Source organism: Mycobacteriales bacterium (assembly GCA_036497565.1).
In the GTDB taxonomy this organism is placed as follows: domain Bacteria; phylum Actinomycetota; class Actinomycetes; order Mycobacteriales; family QHCD01; genus DASXJE01.
On the sequence record DASXJE010000044.1, the window covers coordinates 1 to 13691 of the forward strand.

A 13691-nucleotide genomic window follows, 5' to 3' on the forward strand; every position below is an offset into this window, starting at 1 on the left:
GCGAACGCAACGTCCGGCTGCTGCGCGTCGACTGTTTCGCCGGCAACGACGGCGCACTCGTGCGCTTCTACGAGCGGTGCGGATATACGAAGACCGAGACCTTCACCGTCGGAGAGTGGCCGGGACAGGTGCTGGAGCGACGGGTCGACGTAACCGCGGCGCCGTAGATCACGGCTCGACGACGGCCAGCGCGTCGCCGACGGACAGCGCTCCGGCCCGCGAAACCGTCGCGCCGATCGCCAGGCAACCCTGTCGCTCGCGGTGTATCGCCCGTAAGACGTCGAGGTCGCGTGCTATGTCGTCCGGCTGGGGCCGGGTGACCATCACGCACCGCTGGATGCGCATCCGCACATCGAGTACGGCGCCGCCGACCGCGACCCGCGATCCGACGAGCTGGTCCTCGTCCGTACCGTCGAGGATGACGTTCGCCCGGAACCTCCGCGGGTCCCGGTCCCCGATCGTCGCACCCGTTACCAGGGACAGCTGGGCACGGGACGAGTCGTGGAAGGCACCCCTCGACCCGTTGAACGCCTCCCATCTGCTGGCCGCCTCGTCCTCGAAGTCGTCGGGGTTCTCGTAGCGGCGGGTGACCTCCGCCTCGGTCGACAGGAGGGTGACCGGCCGACCCAGCCAGTCGGAGAGGGCCGCGTCATCGGCGGCGACGGCGCCGTCCGGGAGGGTGATCTCGACGCTGCCGTCTTCCTGTGCGCGGGCCGAGGCGAACAGCAGCTGAGGAACGCGCCGTGCCGTCAGGCCGAACCCGGTCTGCTCATCGAAGATCGCGAACCGGCGGTCGCCCGCCAGGCCCTCCGCCGTCACCCGGACCGCGTCGACCCGCTCACCCTGCAGCGACTTCACCGGATAGCGCCAGACCTGTGTCACCCGCACCTTCGAACCGTAACGCGGTGGAGCGCGCGTCAGCGGCTGTTCCCCCGCTCAGGTCCTGACCGGTTCCGAGAGGTAGTCGTAGTCGTCGTCGACGATCTCCATCCGGGTGGTGAGCGTCGGGTGATCAAAGGCGTGCGCGGCCGACTTCGGCACCCGGATACACGACTCGCTGAGGAAGAACGGGCGGCTGTGGATCATGCCGATCATGTGTCTCGCCTGATCACCGAGGTTCGGTACGCCGCGATGCCAGAGCCGGATGTCGCGGAGGACGACGTCGCCCTTCTTCGTCGCCGCCCGCACCGGGGGCCGCTCCGCCCGGCGCGCTGCCTCGGCCTCCTCGGAGACGCCGTTCGCTCCGGGAAGCCGGTGGGTCCCGGGCCAGATCTCGGTGGCCCCGTTGGTCTCGTCGACGTCGACCGGAGACATGTTGATCACGACGGACACCGTCTCTGTCACGTCGATCACCTCGGGGCGTCCGCTGTCGCGATGCAGCGGCTGCGCCTCGCTGCCGGGGAGGTTGGTGTTGCCGTTGTAGAAGTGGCTGTGGATGCCCTCGCCCAACACGGCCGTGGTGACCTGGATGACGAGCGGGTTGGTGACGATCTCGCCGTAGAGGTGCTCCGGGGCTCGGGGCATCGACTGCTGGAGATGGCCGACCCGGCGCCCGGCGCCGCCCCACGCACCCCGGCGTTGGAGTTCCGCCGTGTCCTCGTCGAGCTTCGGCTTGATGGCATCGAGCACTGCCGGATCGACGGCACCACCGAGAATGACGTATCCGTCCTCGTCGAACGCCGCAACGGCGGCGGCCAGGCTCTCGTCGGCCAGCCGGCCGGAGTCGTATTCGGCTGAGCTGATCTGGATACGCATGCCTGTGTTGGTACGCGATCGGCAGCGTCACCGCAACGGCGGGTGGCGACCAAACCGGTTGAGCGCCACGGCTCCGTTGTGCGACTGTTCGGCGACGACGCAACACAACGAATGGGCCGGACTGTGACGATCTTCGTGGGCGGGACCGGCCGCTCGGGCACCAGCCAGATCGCGACCATCATCGGGCAGCACCCGTCGGTGTGGCGCGCCCCGGACGAGACGCGGTTCCTGGTGGATCCGGGCGGGCTCGAGGAGATCGTCAGGTCACTCTCGACCGGATATACGCCTTTCCATGCCATGGACTCGCTGTCCCGCCTCCGGACGATGCTCATCGAGAACCTCGCCGGCGGACCGGTGGCCGGAGGCTTTGCTTCCCGCGACCTCCGGTCGATCTTCGGCGCACAACGCTACGCCGACTGGGCCGAGCAGTTCCTCGCCGAACTCACCTGGTACGACTTCGACGAGGGCAACACCCGCCGGATCGTGGGCCGCTATTTCCCCGACCGGGCCGAGCTGGTCGCGCTGTGCCGGTCGTCCGTTGACCGGCTCTTCATCGCCGGTGCCACAGACCACGGCAAGGCCCGCTGGTGTGAGAAGACGCCCGACAACACGCTGTTTGCGGACTTCCTGTGGGAGCTGTTTCCGCAGGCGCAGATCGTGCACATCGTCCGCCATCCCGTTCAGGTCGCGGCCTCGCATCTGTCGATGGATTGGGCGCCCGATGACATCGAGAGCGTGTGCAACTGGCTCGAACCGCTGTATCACCGCTGGCTGGCCGGCGACACGCAACGCGATCCGCGCTGCATCGAGGTCCGGCTCGAAGACCTCGCGGCGAACTGGCCCGAACAGCGCGCCAAGCTGTTCGCTAGGCTCGGACTCTCCGACGCCCCGACCGAGTGGGAAATCACGGCGGATCGGGTCACCCACTTCTGGGCACCGCTGAGCTCCGACGACGAGGCCTACACGCGCAAGCGCCTCGGATTCGCCATCGACGCCTTCGGCTACCAGTAGTAGAACCCCTGGACTTCGTTAGCCACGGTAAGTAGCATTCCCGGCCGACCTCGGACAGCCAGGACACCAGGTGCCGGCATAGGGCGGAGATTTGCATGGGAAAGCGATCGGCTAGCCGAAGCATCTTCGCCCGCGCGACGCTGGCGGTCGTTCTGTGTCTGTCCCTCCTGGCATTCTCCGGTCAGGCGTCCGCGCAGTCCGGGGGTGCGCAGCCGTTCGTCCGGGTCTGCGGCACGCAGCTCTGCCTCCCAGGTCTGCACGGTCTGCAACCCTTCGTCGTCCATGGCGGGACGGCGTACGGGCAGTACGACGACCCGGTCCGCGAGATCGCGCTGGCGAAGCGTGCGCACGTCAACGTCATCGAGCTGGTGGAGTTCGATACGAGGTTCCACATACTCTCCGACACGATGTCGTCGGCGACCTGGACGAGGGTGGACAGGTTTCTTGCGGTCGCCCGAGCAGCGGGAATGCATGTCATCCTGCACTTCGCGGAATACGGACAGTCCCTGGCCGCCGCAGGAGTCACCCCCACGACGGTGGACTGGAAGAGTTACCTCAGTTTCGTCGCGAACCGCGTCAACACCGTGACCGGAATCAGGTACAAGGACGATCCGACCATCGCCATGGTCGAGCTCTACGGCGAGATCGACGCACCGAACTTCGGAGTCCCGACCGCTGGCACGACCGCGGAGATGACGGCCTTCTTTCACCGGACGCTGACCGAGTGGCACGCCCTGGCGCCTCATATCCTCGCCAGCACCGGAGGGTTCTCCTACATCAACTATCCCAGCAGCGGCATCGACTGGCAGACCATCGTGTCCGATCCCGCTGATGACGTCTGTGGCGTCGAGGTGAATGCGACGCCCGACCGCGACGTCAGCGTTCCCGCCATGTCCAGCCTCTGCCAGAAGCTGGGAAAGCCGTGGTTCCTCAGCGCGTGGAGTTCGTGCTACGCGGACAAGGGGTTCGACGGGGACATCGACCACTGGTCCAGTGACACGGAAATGGCCGCCCACGCTGTCGACATGGAGCAGGTGGCGGCGGACCTGCACCCGGCCGGTGCCGCGCCGTCGATGCCGTCGATCGGGAGCGATTTCTGGAATCTCGGCGACACCCCGGTGATCAAGGGAACCTGTGACATCGGTCCCCAGTTCCGGCTGACTCTCCGGGCCGTCCAGCAGGCCGGGAGCGTGGCCCCGCCACGGTGACGTTCGCCAGCTGCGGAAATCCCTAGCGCGGCCCGCCCGCGATGCAGTTGGCTGGGTCCATGCTCTCCATTGCGCACCTGTCCGATCCGCACCTGGACGGACAGCAGGTCACCCATGATCGATTGACCCTCGTCGCGGACTACCTGAAGAAGCTCCCGATCCAGCCCGATCTGCTCGTGGTCAGCGGCGACATCACCCAGCCCCACCCGGGCGTGGCGATGTCGGACGAGTTCGCGTGGATCGACGCCGCCCTGCGTTGGGGACCGCCGGTCCTCTACTGCCCCGGCAACAGTGACGAGCAGGCCGCCTTCCGCGGTCTGCTCGACGAGCGTGGCGACCGGTGGGCGGACGCCGGCGGGCAGGCGCATCAGGTGAGGTCGGTCGACGGGGTGACCTTCCTGCTCATCGACAGCACCGTGCCCGGCGAGTTCTACGGTCGCCTGCAGCCCGATTCGCTCGACTGGATCCGCGCGACGCTGGCCGGACTGGACGCCGGCGCGCGGGCGATTCTCGTGATGCACCAACCGCCGGCGCTCCTCGGCCACCCCATCATCGACCAGCTGCGGCTCCTGGACGGCGAAGAGTTGGAGGACATCGTCGCCGAGTCGCCCGCCGTGATCGCCACCCTCTGCGGCCATACCCACTCCGGGAGCGCGACGACCTTCGGAGTGAAACCATTGCTCGTCGCCCCGGGCATCCACTCCTCCGGCCAACTTCCGCTGGCCTACGCCGAGCCGAACTCCGGCCTGATCGACGAATCCAGCCCGCCCGCTCTCGCGATCCACCTCGTCGACGATCGGCGGCTCACGACGTACTTCGAGGTGCTGGCGCACCCGGCCGCCGGCGACGGCTGATCGGAACGTCGGCGAGGATATGACGATGACCTGGATCGCACCGAAGCCGGCCCCACCCACCGACGGACCGCTCGTCGGCGACGACCGCCCTATCCTTGAAGGATTTCTCGCCTGGGAGCGGAGCACGCTGCTGAACATCTGCGCCGGCCTCACCGCCGACCAGCTGGTGATCCGGGCCATCCCGCCGTCAAATCTGACCCTGCTCGGACTGGTGCGTCACCTCGCCAAGGTGGAGCGCATCTGGTTCCGGCAGCGCGTCGCCGGCGAACCGATCGAACCGATGTATGACCCGGCCAAGGGCAAGGACGCCGACTTCGGCGAACTCGACCCGGCGCGGGCCGAGGAGGATTTCGCGCGCTACATCGAGGAGTGCCACCTCGCCGATGCCGCCGCCGCCGGCAAGGCGTTCGACGACACCTTCACCCACGCCGGCGAGGACTACTCGCTCCGCCTCGTCTACGTGCACATGATCGCGGAGTACAGCCGGCACAACGGCCACGCTGACCTGCTCCGGGAGCAGATCGACGGCACGACGGGGGTCTAGCTCGCTGCCCGGACCGAAGTTCGGGACGTTCACACCTAACTTCACCGCGTCAGGCTATCCAGGCGCTACGGGCGGACGAGCAGCACCGCGATCACCCCGACGGACAACGCCGACAGGGCGGTTGTGACGAGCACGGCGTCGCGGGCCATCGCTTCGCCCCGCTCGTATCTGCTCGCGAAGTTGTAGATGTTCTGTGCGGTCGGCAGCGCGGCCAGCACCACCGCCGCATAGAGCGCCCGGGCCGGCAGATGGAAGACGAAGCGGGCGAGGACGAAGGCCACGAGCGGCATCACCGCGCACTTGAGGACCGAGGCCACGGCGAGCTCGCGCCGGCCCGAGCCGTGCCGGAACGGGGCGGCGCCGTTCAACGACATGCCGAACGCCAGGAGCACCAGCGGCACCGCCGCGCCGGCGAGGAGATCGATCGGTCGGAGCACGGCTGCCGGTGGTGTGACGCCGATGGCCGAGACCACGACCCCCGACACCGACGCGATGATCATCGGATTCCGCACCGGCTGGGTGAGCAGGCGCCCGACCGACACGCTGCCGTGCGAGGAGATGTCGAGGATCGTCAGAGCGATCGGCGCGATCACGATCACCTGCAGCAGCAGGACCGGCACCACGTAGGAGGCGCTGCCGAGGACGTAGACGGCGACGGGCAGGCCGATGTTGTTGGCGTTGACGTACGTCGACGCCATCGCACCGAGCGTCGTCTCGGCGACGCGCTGCCGGAAGAAGAGCGCACTGGCCGCGACGTAGAGCGCGCCGACCACGACCACGTCGAGGAACGCGATGTCGACGTACGACGAGAAGATCACGTGCAGGTCGGCCTTGGACAGGACGGTGAAGAGCAGTGCCGGGTTGGTGACGAAGAAGGCGACCCGGTTGAGGACGTACGGCGCGGTCGGCCCGCCGACGGCGGCACGGCCGGCGACGTAGCCGACCAGGATGACGGCGACGATGATGGAGAAGCCGACCAGGACCCCGCTCACCTAGAGGTCGCGCAGGTCGGGTCTGTCGAGGAGCTCGATCCGCACCCCGTCCGGGTCGGAGATGGCGCCGCCCTGGCCGGTGCCCACCCGGAAGGCGAGGTGGGCGAAGATCGGGCCGCCCGCTGCGGCCGACCGGTGTCGCAGCTCGAGGACGTCGTACTCGTAGTGGTAGTAGTCGAGCGTGACGTCGTCGTCGACTCGCCGGGTCGTCAGCTTCGTCATGCCGAGCTGCCGGCCGTAGAAATCCTCGGCCGCGGCGAGGTCGTCGGCTTCGACGGCGTAGTGGTCGAACGACTTCACGACCGGGTGGTCGAGGACCGAGGGCCGCATCGCGACGTCGCGCTGCAGCAGCTCGACGCGGGCGCCGTTCGGGTCGCCGACGAAGCCCAGCCGTCCGACCCCGGTGCCCGCCACCTTGGGGCTCGCCAGCGGTTCGGCACCGTCGGCGACCAGCCGGTCGAAGTCCGCGTCGAGGTCATCGGTGAGGAACGCGATGTGGGTGACCCCGAAGGTCTCGTCGGGGCGCGGCTGCGCGGGATGCAGCAACTCGATCAGCCCGCCGGAGATCTGCAGATACACGACGTCGGTCTTCGTCGATTCGACGAACCTCTGGAACACGATCTTGGCGCCCAGCTGATCCTGGTAGAACGCCAGCGACCGCTCCAGGTCGCGGACGACGATGCCGAAATGGTTGAGCTCGTAAATCACGCCGCGAGTCCTCCGGTTGGTTGGCAACATTGTGCAACCGGTTGCCAACGCTGTCAACGGCGGGCGATCTCCCCGTCTCGGGCCAGGCCGCGGTTGCTAGGAAGGCCGGGGTGAGCGGAGCTCACGCAGCGGGTTGCCGCCGAGCGGCTCGGTCGCCCACTCCGCGTCGAAGGTGCGATCCGACAGCCCGCAGGTCACCACGAGGCGGTGCGGGGTCTCGAGGAAGATCACTTCGAACCGGAGGGTCTGCGGGTCGATCCAGCCGCCGCTCACAGCCGTGGGAGGGACGTCGGCCGCGTCCGAAACCCGCCAGCCGTCGGTGTCCAGCCGGAGATTGATCATTGATCCGGACTCGCGCAGGGTGATCTGCCAGCCGTCCTTCTGGTCGGCCAGTCCGACGCCGATCAACGACGGCTGCGCTGCGCAGGTGCCGTCCGCCGGGGTGAAGGTGACGCCCGACCAGGTCTCGCGGCTCTCCGACGGCGCGGGCTTGACCGGGAGCACCGGGAGCGCGAGGCGCGACATCCGGTCCCGCAGGCCCGCGTCGGCGTCGGCATCGACGGCGGTGGCCCCGAGCGCCGGCAGCACGTGCTTCCACGCGGCGTCCAGCAACGACTGCATGGCGACGGTCGACGCGGTGATGGCGACGACGGCGTCCTGCTCGGGCAGGACGAGGGCGAACTGGCCGTAGGCCCCGTCACCGCGGTAGCCGTGCTGCGACATCCAGAACTGGAATCCGTAGCCCTGGCGCCAGTCGATGTTTTCGCCGGCGTTGGCGACGTGCGACCGGGTCGCCTCGGCGACCCATTCCTCCGACAGCAGCTGTTCGCCGTTCCATGACCCGCGCTGCAGGTAAAGCTGGCCCAGCGCGGCGATGGCGTCGGTGGTCACGTGCAGCCCGGTGAAGCCCAGGTCGCGACCGGCCGGGTGCTGCTGCCAGGCCACCGCGCCGATGCCCAGCGGGTCGAAGAGCCGGGGCCGAAGGTAGTCGGTCAGCGTCTGCCCGGACGCCCGCTGGATGATGGCCGCCAGCGTGTAGGTGCACGACTGGTTGTAGGCGAAGATGGTCCCCGGGTCCTGGTCCGGCGGCAGCTTCAGGAAGGCCCGCACCGGCTCGACCGGATCGGCGGCGATCACCTCGCCCCAGGTCTCCTCCGCGTGACCACTCGCCATCGACGCCACGTGCCGCACCAGCATCGACCGGCTCCGGGGGTCGGTCACCTCGGCGTCGAGCTCGGGGAAGTGGGCGATGACCGGATCGTCGAGCCGCAGCAGCCCTTCGGCCGCCGCGAACGCGGCGGCAGTCGACGTGAAGCTCTTGCTCAGCGAGTAGAGCAGGTGGCGACGGTCGGCTGAGTACGGCGCCCACCAGCCCTGCGCGACCACGTGGCCGTGCCGCAGCACCATCAGGCTGTGCGGCTCGATGTCCGGGGCCGCCTCGATCGTGTCAAGGAAGGCGTGGAGGCCGCGCGCGTCGACTCCTTGCGCGGCCGGGGAGCTGAAAGGCAGTGAGTGAGCGGTCACCCGGCAGACAGTAGTCGCCGATTACTCGCCTTGCTCACCAGGCGTCGCCGTTCCGCCAGTCACAGGTCAGCGCGCCGTGCAGATCCAGCGGCGCCGAGAGCGGGAGGACGTAGATGCAGTCGTCCTCCTCCTCGGTGCGGACGACACCGTCGGGCGTGAGAGCCGAGGTCGGCCCCTGCCAGAGCCGCCACCCGCGGGATTCGTAGAAGACGGCGGCCTCGTCGGTGGCGCCGAGCGCGGCCACGTCGTACGCCCGGCGGGCCACCTGCTCCAGTACCTCCATCACCGTCGCGCCGTAGCCGCGTCGGCGCCGGTCGGCCCGCACTCCGACCCCTTCGATGTAACCCGTGCGCAAGGACCGCCCGCCGTGCAGGAGTCGCCGCTGGATCAGTGCGGCGTGCCCGATCAGCTCGCCGTCCTCCCAGAGCAGGGCGTGCAGCCCGCCGAGGCAGTGCTCCCAGTCGTCTTCGGTCAGCTCGCCGGCGAAGACGTCCTGGAGCAGGTCGCGGCCGGCGCGCAGCGCCGCGGCATCCAGCTGACCCGTGTGCGCGACGACAAGTTCGGTCATGGGCGCCTCATCCACTCGGCCCGTGGGCGTACCGTCCAAGAGATGGATGAGCATGGCACGAGGCCGCAGATCACGGTGCGCGACAACACGGAGTCACGCTCCTACGAGGCGCTCCTCGACGGCAACGTCGTCGGCACGCTCATCTACGAGCACGAGGGTCCGCGGTTGGTGCTCACACACACGATCGTCGAGCCGGCATACCGCGGCCAGGGGATCGGCACGCAGCTGGTCACGGGTGCCCTGGACGACATCCGGGCGAAGGGCATGCCCGTGACCGTCTACTGCGACTTCGTCGTCAGCTTCATCGACGCCCATCCCGAGTACGCCGACCTCGTCGACGCCGCTCATCCCGGGCACGCCCGACGCGGCTAGCCCATCACCCGGCGTGCGGGCGGTGCCCTGGCTCCTGACGCGGCACGCTCTGGGCGCTGCCGGGAATTGCAGGCAGCGGGAACTGCGACGACTCGAACTGCGCGAGGTTGAAGGCGCTGGTGGTGTCCGGCAGCACCGGCGCCTTGCTGCTCGCCTGCCCGAACCGGAACGCCGAGGTGAGGTCACCCACGGTCCGGCGACGCCAATCGCTGATGTTGGCCGCCTTCACGCCGGTGACCCGCTCGAGGAACTGCAGCTGCGAGGTGTGGTCGGCCAGTTCGGACGACACATATCCACCTGTCGTCCACGGCGAGACGATGACGCACGGAACGCGGAAGCCCAGCCCGATCGGCAGGCCGGCACCGTCGACACCGGTGGGTGAGGTCTTGGTGACGATCTCGTCGGCCGTGCCCGCGGGCGGGGTCGGCGGGAGCACATGGTCGAAGAGGCCGTCGTTCTCGTCGTAGGAAAGGATGAAGACCGTCTTGGCCCACACCTCGGGGTTTGCCGCGATCGCATCGATCTTGCCGGCGATGTAGCCCGCGCCCGCGGCCGGCATCCGCGCCGGGTGTTCGTCGTTGGCGGTCGGCGGGAAGAGCCAGCTGACGGTCGGGAGCTTGTCGTTGAGCGCGTCGTACTCGAACTGTCCGAGCGGGGTGTCGGCGAGCCCGTTGGCGTAGAGCGGCGAGGACTTGTCGCTCGCGACGTCGTGGAACGCCTTCATGTTTGCGATCGGCGACAGGCCGGTCGCCCCGCCGGGTGAGTGGTAGAACTTCCAGCTGACTCCGGACGCCTGCAGTTGCTCCGCGTAGCTGGTCCAGGAGTACGTCCCCGCCGGCGCGTTGTTGTCCAGCGCCGGTCCGCCCGCTGCGCCGTTCGGGTCGATCGTGCCGGTCATCCACATGTAGCGATTGGGATGCGTCGGGCCCATGACGCCGCAGTGGTAGCTGTCGCAGATGGTGAAGGCGTCGGCCAGGGCGTAATGGAACGGGATGTCGTCCCGGGTGAAGTAGCCCATTGTGTACTGGCCGTCGGTGGGGCCGTCCGAGGCCATGTGCGCCGAGACCCAGTTGTCCATCTTGCCGTTGTTCCAGGCCTGATGCTGCACCGTCCAGGCGTGGCTCATGGAAGGGATCGTCTGGGCGGCGCTGACCTTGGTATTCAGGTGGTAAGGCAGGAGGTAGCCGTCCGGGTTGGACGGGTCGGGCTGATAGAACACCGGCTTCTTGTTGGAGATCGGCATTGCGTGCGGATCCTCGAACCCCCGGACCCCCGAAAGGGTGCCGAAGTAGTGGTCGAAGCTGCGGTTCTCCTGCATCAACATGACGACATGCTTGATGTCGCGCAGGCTCGATCGACCCGCGGGCTGTGGCTCCGCGGCGAGCGCCTTGCGGACGTTCGGCGGCAGTGCCAGCGACGCGGCGCCCACGGCACCCGCCGCAACGCCTCCCGCGAGCAGCCGGCGACGAGTCATTCCCTGGCCGGTAGGGCTGTTTTCAGACACTGAACCTCACTCCGAAGAAAGGGACGCCTTGTCCGATCCACAGAGTGTTCAAGTCGGGCGGCGCGGACGGGATCAGCGCCTTACCAGCAGCTGAACATTGCCCGTCGAGCCCGGGCGGTCAGTGGTCCGCGCCGCACGCCGGGGCAGGAGGAGCCCGATGACTGCTCCGGCTAGGGCCAACGCGGCAGCTGTGGCGATGGCAGGTTGGAAGCCGTCGCTGAATGTCGTCGCGGAGCCAAGTCCGCCGAGGGTCGTGAATACCGCTGTAGTGATCGCGATCCCGAAGGCGCCCCCGAGCTGGCGGACGGTGTTGAACGTCCCCGACGCGGCACCGATTGCCGCCGTTGGTACCGCCCCGATGACAGCGCTCTGCGCCGACGGGATCGTCATCGCGATACCGACTCCGGAGAGCACGAATGGAAGTATCAGTGGCGGATAGGTCAACCCGGGCTCGGCGATCAGCGCGATCCACCCGAATCCCACCGCCTGCAGCAGCAGCCCAGCCACCACCAGTGGCCGCACACCGATCCTGTTGACGAGCTTGCCCGCGATCGGCGCGACGACGAAGAGTGCCGCTGTCCACGGCGCCAGCAGCAATCCGGTAGCCAGCGGACCATGGCGCAGCACGACCTGAAGGAATTGGGCGAAGAAGAACGCGCCGCTGAAAACGGATGCGAACAGCAGGAACCCGGCAGCATTGCCGGCGGAGAAGGCGCGCGCAGCGAAGAGACGCATCGGGATCAGCGGCGTACCGGCGCGCAACTCCCATCGCACGAACACCACGAGCGCGACCGCACCGAAGTACAGCGCCGCGACGACCTCGGTGCTGGCCCACCCGGATTCGTTCCCCCTGATCAACCCCCAGACAAGTCCGAACGCTGCCGCACTCGCCAACCCGATACCGGTGTAGTCCATCCGTCGGGAGGAACCTGTGTGCTCCTCGAGCCGCACCAGAACCAAGGGGATCAGCACCGCGGCGAAGGGTACGTTGATCCAGAAGATCCACTGCCAGGCCAGGTTCTGGACGATCGCGCCACCGACGAGCGGTCCACCGAGCGTCGCCAGTCCGGTGATCGAGGCGAACAGTCCCAGGGCCCGCGGCCGCTGTTCGGGTCCGAACGCCGCCGAGAGCACGGACAGGGCTGCCGGCGCCACCGCGGCGGCGCCGACGCCCTGAATCGCGCGGGTCACGATCAGCCAGCCGAGGCTCGGTGCCAGCGCACAACCCGCGGAGGCGATTCCGAACAGGGCCAGACCACCCACCAGGATCCGCCGACGGCCGTATCGCTCGCCCAGGGCCGCGCCGGCCATGAGCAGCACGGCGAACGGCAGAGTGTAGGCATTCACGGTCCATTCCAGATCGGCGATGGAGGCGTGTAAGTCCAGTGCGATCGCGTGCAGGGCGGTGGTGACGACCAATGCATCCAGCAGGATCATCAGTGACGCCGCCGATGCCAGCGCGAGTACCCAACGCTGAGTTTTCGTCACGGTCGTACGAGCTGGTAGGTGAGCAGGGCGAAGCCGTCACCCACGGTGCGGATGTCGACCAGTCGCAGGGGTTTCTTCTCCCTGGACTCACCGAACAGGCGCTCGCCGGCTCCGACCACGAACGGGTGGGTCATGAGCCGCAACTCGTCGACGAGGTCGTGCCCCATCAGCGTCTTCACCAGCCGACCGCTGCCGTAGACGACGATGTCCCCGTTGACCTCGTGCTTCAGCTTCGAGACCTCGTCCACCACGTCGCCCGTGACGATGGTCGAATTTACCCACGGCAGGTCTTCGAGGGTCGAGGAAACGACGTACTTGGGCAGGCTTCGCAACCTGTCCGCCCACTCGCCGGTCCGGGAGATCCAGCGGTCGGCGAACCACTCGTAGGTCCGCCCGCCCAGCAGCAGCGCCTCGGCGCCCAGCGCCTCCTCCAACTCGACCTTGGCCCACGCTTCGCGATCCGCCGCCGTGGCCGGGTCGAACCAGCCGCCGAACGGGAAGCCCTCATCACCGGTCGGGTCCTGGCTGACTCCATCGAGCGAGACGTTCTCGCTGACGACGATCTTTCCCATGTCGGTTCTCCTTGTCGGCGTTGTCGGCTACCACTGATGTAGACACCGCGACATCGGCAAAAGAGGCGCTCGTCGACCGCCCCGTCCGGTCCCCGGTCGGCGTCCATATAGGACGGAGGCGTGACAAGGTGCTGGAGGGGTGGTGAGAGTGGAGTCGGTGAGAGATGACCTGATCAGCCGAGCCCAGGCGGGGGACGGCGAGGCGTTCCGAGCGCTGACCGAGCCGCACCGACGTGAGCTACAGGTGCACTGCTACCGGATGCTCGGATCGTTTCAAGATGCCGAGGACGCTCTCCAGGACACGATGCTCGCCGCTTGGCGAGGCCTCGAAGGGTTCGACGGGCGCGCCTCGGTTCGCACCTGGCTCTACCGCATCGCCACCAACCGGTGCCTGGACGTACTGCGCTCTGCTCGCCGACGCCCCGCAAAGCAGTGGGACATCCCGGGAATCGAACCACCGGAGCCCACTCGGCTCGGCGAAATCCACTGGCTCGAGCCCTATCCCGACGCCCTTCTGGACGGTGCGAACAGTGTGCCGCTCGGTCCGGAGGCACGCTACGAGCAAACCGAATCCATTTCCCTGGCCTTCGT

The 13691-nt window shown here is 68.1% G+C and carries 15 protein-coding genes; 6 read left to right on the top strand and 9 right to left on the bottom strand.

Annotated elements, in window-relative coordinates; genetic code table 11:
- Window positions 1-168: 168 nt before the first annotated feature.
- Together VGH85_03960 and VGH85_03965 are read right to left on the bottom strand one after the other, a co-directional pair.
- Window positions 169-888 (bottom strand): MOSC N-terminal beta barrel domain-containing protein, encoded by a 720-nt coding sequence (locus VGH85_03960; GenBank protein HEY2172947.1) that lies wholly within the window; start codon window positions 886-888, stop codon window positions 169-171.
- Window positions 889-936: 48 nt separating this feature from the next.
- Window positions 937-1755 (bottom strand): phytanoyl-CoA dioxygenase family protein, encoded by an 819-nt coding sequence (locus VGH85_03965; protein HEY2172948.1) that lies wholly within the window; start codon window positions 1753-1755, stop codon window positions 937-939.
- A 123-nt stretch (window positions 1756-1878) separates the two neighbouring features.
- On the opposite strand from VGH85_03965, the gene VGH85_03970 reads away from it, so the two are divergent.
- From VGH85_03970 to VGH85_03985, 4 genes are all read left to right on the top strand, one after another.
- Window positions 1879-2766, top strand: coding sequence for a sulfotransferase (locus VGH85_03970; GenBank protein HEY2172949.1), 888 nt, complete (start codon window positions 1879-1881; stop codon window positions 2764-2766).
- 95 nt (window positions 2767-2861) lie between these two features.
- The gene (locus VGH85_03975; GenBank protein ID HEY2172950.1) at window positions 2862-3974 is read left to right on the top strand and encodes a hypothetical protein; all 1113 of its coding nucleotides are present in this window, start codon (window positions 2862-2864) and stop codon (window positions 3972-3974) included.
- Window positions 3975-4033: 59 nt separating this feature from the next.
- Window positions 4034-4828: a metallophosphoesterase gene (locus VGH85_03980; protein ID HEY2172951.1), complete on the top strand. Its 795-nt coding sequence runs from the start codon at window positions 4034-4036 to the stop codon at window positions 4826-4828.
- A gap of 25 nt (window positions 4829-4853) precedes the next feature.
- Complete coding sequence (locus VGH85_03985; GenBank protein ID HEY2172952.1) at window positions 4854-5372, top strand: DinB family protein; 519 nt, start codon at window positions 4854-4856, stop codon at window positions 5370-5372.
- 65 nt (window positions 5373-5437) lie between these two features.
- Here VGH85_03985 and VGH85_03990 read toward each other — a convergent pair whose 3' ends face one another.
- The 4 genes from VGH85_03990 to VGH85_04005 all read right to left on the bottom strand — a co-directional run bounded on the left by VGH85_03990 (window position 5438) and on the right by VGH85_04005 (window position 9164).
- A complete protein-coding gene (locus VGH85_03990) occupies window positions 5438-6364 on the bottom strand; it encodes an AEC family transporter (protein ID HEY2172953.1) in 927 nt (308 codons plus the stop codon).
- Window positions 6365-7072 carry a VOC family protein gene (locus VGH85_03995; GenBank protein HEY2172954.1) on the bottom strand — a complete coding sequence of 236 codons (708 nt, stop codon included), beginning with the start codon at window positions 7070-7072 and terminating at the stop codon, window positions 6365-6367.
- A 96-nt stretch (window positions 7073-7168) separates the two neighbouring features.
- Window positions 7169-8596 carry a serine hydrolase domain-containing protein gene (locus tag VGH85_04000; GenBank protein ID HEY2172955.1) on the bottom strand — a complete coding sequence of 476 codons (1428 nt, stop codon included), beginning with the start codon at window positions 8594-8596 and terminating at the stop codon, window positions 7169-7171.
- Window positions 8597-8630: 34 nt separating this feature from the next.
- Window positions 8631-9164, bottom strand: a complete 534-nt coding sequence (locus VGH85_04005) for a GNAT family N-acetyltransferase (protein ID HEY2172956.1) — start codon at window positions 9162-9164, stop codon at window positions 8631-8633.
- Between the two features lie 42 nt (window positions 9165-9206).
- Between VGH85_04005 and VGH85_04010 the strand changes: the two genes are divergently transcribed.
- Window positions 9207-9536 carry a GNAT family N-acetyltransferase gene (locus VGH85_04010; protein ID HEY2172957.1) on the top strand — a complete coding sequence of 110 codons (330 nt, stop codon included), beginning with the start codon at window positions 9207-9209 and terminating at the stop codon, window positions 9534-9536.
- Between the two features lie 4 nt (window positions 9537-9540).
- Here the strand turns inward: VGH85_04010 and VGH85_04015 are convergent, their stop codons facing one another.
- From VGH85_04015 to VGH85_04025, 3 genes are all read right to left on the bottom strand, one after another.
- Complete coding sequence (locus VGH85_04015; GenBank protein HEY2172958.1) at window positions 9541-11010, bottom strand: alkaline phosphatase family protein; 1470 nt, start codon at window positions 11008-11010, stop codon at window positions 9541-9543.
- A 102-nt stretch (window positions 11011-11112) separates the two neighbouring features.
- Window positions 11113-12528 carry a DHA2 family efflux MFS transporter permease subunit gene (locus VGH85_04020; protein ID HEY2172959.1) on the bottom strand — a complete coding sequence of 472 codons (1416 nt, stop codon included), beginning with the start codon at window positions 12526-12528 and terminating at the stop codon, window positions 11113-11115.
- On the bottom strand, window positions 12525-13100 hold the full coding sequence (locus VGH85_04025) for a dihydrofolate reductase family protein (GenBank protein ID HEY2172960.1): 576 nt from the start codon (window positions 13098-13100) through the stop codon (window positions 12525-12527). The genes VGH85_04020 and VGH85_04025 overlap by 4 nt, the downstream gene beginning before the upstream one ends.
- Window positions 13101-13257: 157 nt before the next feature.
- Between VGH85_04025 and VGH85_04030 the strand changes: the two genes are divergently transcribed.
- A partial coding sequence (locus VGH85_04030) for a sigma-70 family RNA polymerase sigma factor (GenBank protein HEY2172961.1) occupies window positions 13258-13691 on the top strand: 434 nt, incomplete at its 3' end.

Excerpts from the sequence above, each read along its gene's own strand:
- VGH85_03980 (HEY2172951.1), top strand. The coding sequence starts at position 4,034 with ATGCTCTCCATTGCGCACCTGTCCGATCCGCACCTGGACGGACAGCAG.
- VGH85_04005 (HEY2172956.1), bottom strand. The coding sequence starts at position 9,164 with ATGACCGAACTTGTCGTCGCGCACACGGGTCAGCTGGATGCCGCGGCG.
- VGH85_03975 (HEY2172950.1), top strand. The coding sequence starts at position 2,862 with ATGGGAAAGCGATCGGCTAGCCGAAGCATCTTCGCCCGCGCGACGCTG.
- VGH85_04010 (HEY2172957.1), top strand. The coding sequence starts at position 9,207 with ATGGATGAGCATGGCACGAGGCCGCAGATCACGGTGCGCGACAACACG.
- VGH85_04015 (HEY2172958.1), bottom strand. The coding sequence starts at position 11,010 with ATGACTCGTCGCCGGCTGCTCGCGGGAGGCGTTGCGGCGGGTGCCGTG.
- VGH85_03985 (HEY2172952.1), top strand. The coding sequence starts at position 4,854 with ATGACCTGGATCGCACCGAAGCCGGCCCCACCCACCGACGGACCGCTC.
- VGH85_04025 (HEY2172960.1), bottom strand. The coding sequence starts at position 13,100 with ATGGGAAAGATCGTCGTCAGCGAGAACGTCTCGCTCGATGGAGTCAGC.
- VGH85_03965 (HEY2172948.1), bottom strand. The coding sequence starts at position 1,755 with ATGCGTATCCAGATCAGCTCAGCCGAATACGACTCCGGCCGGCTGGCC.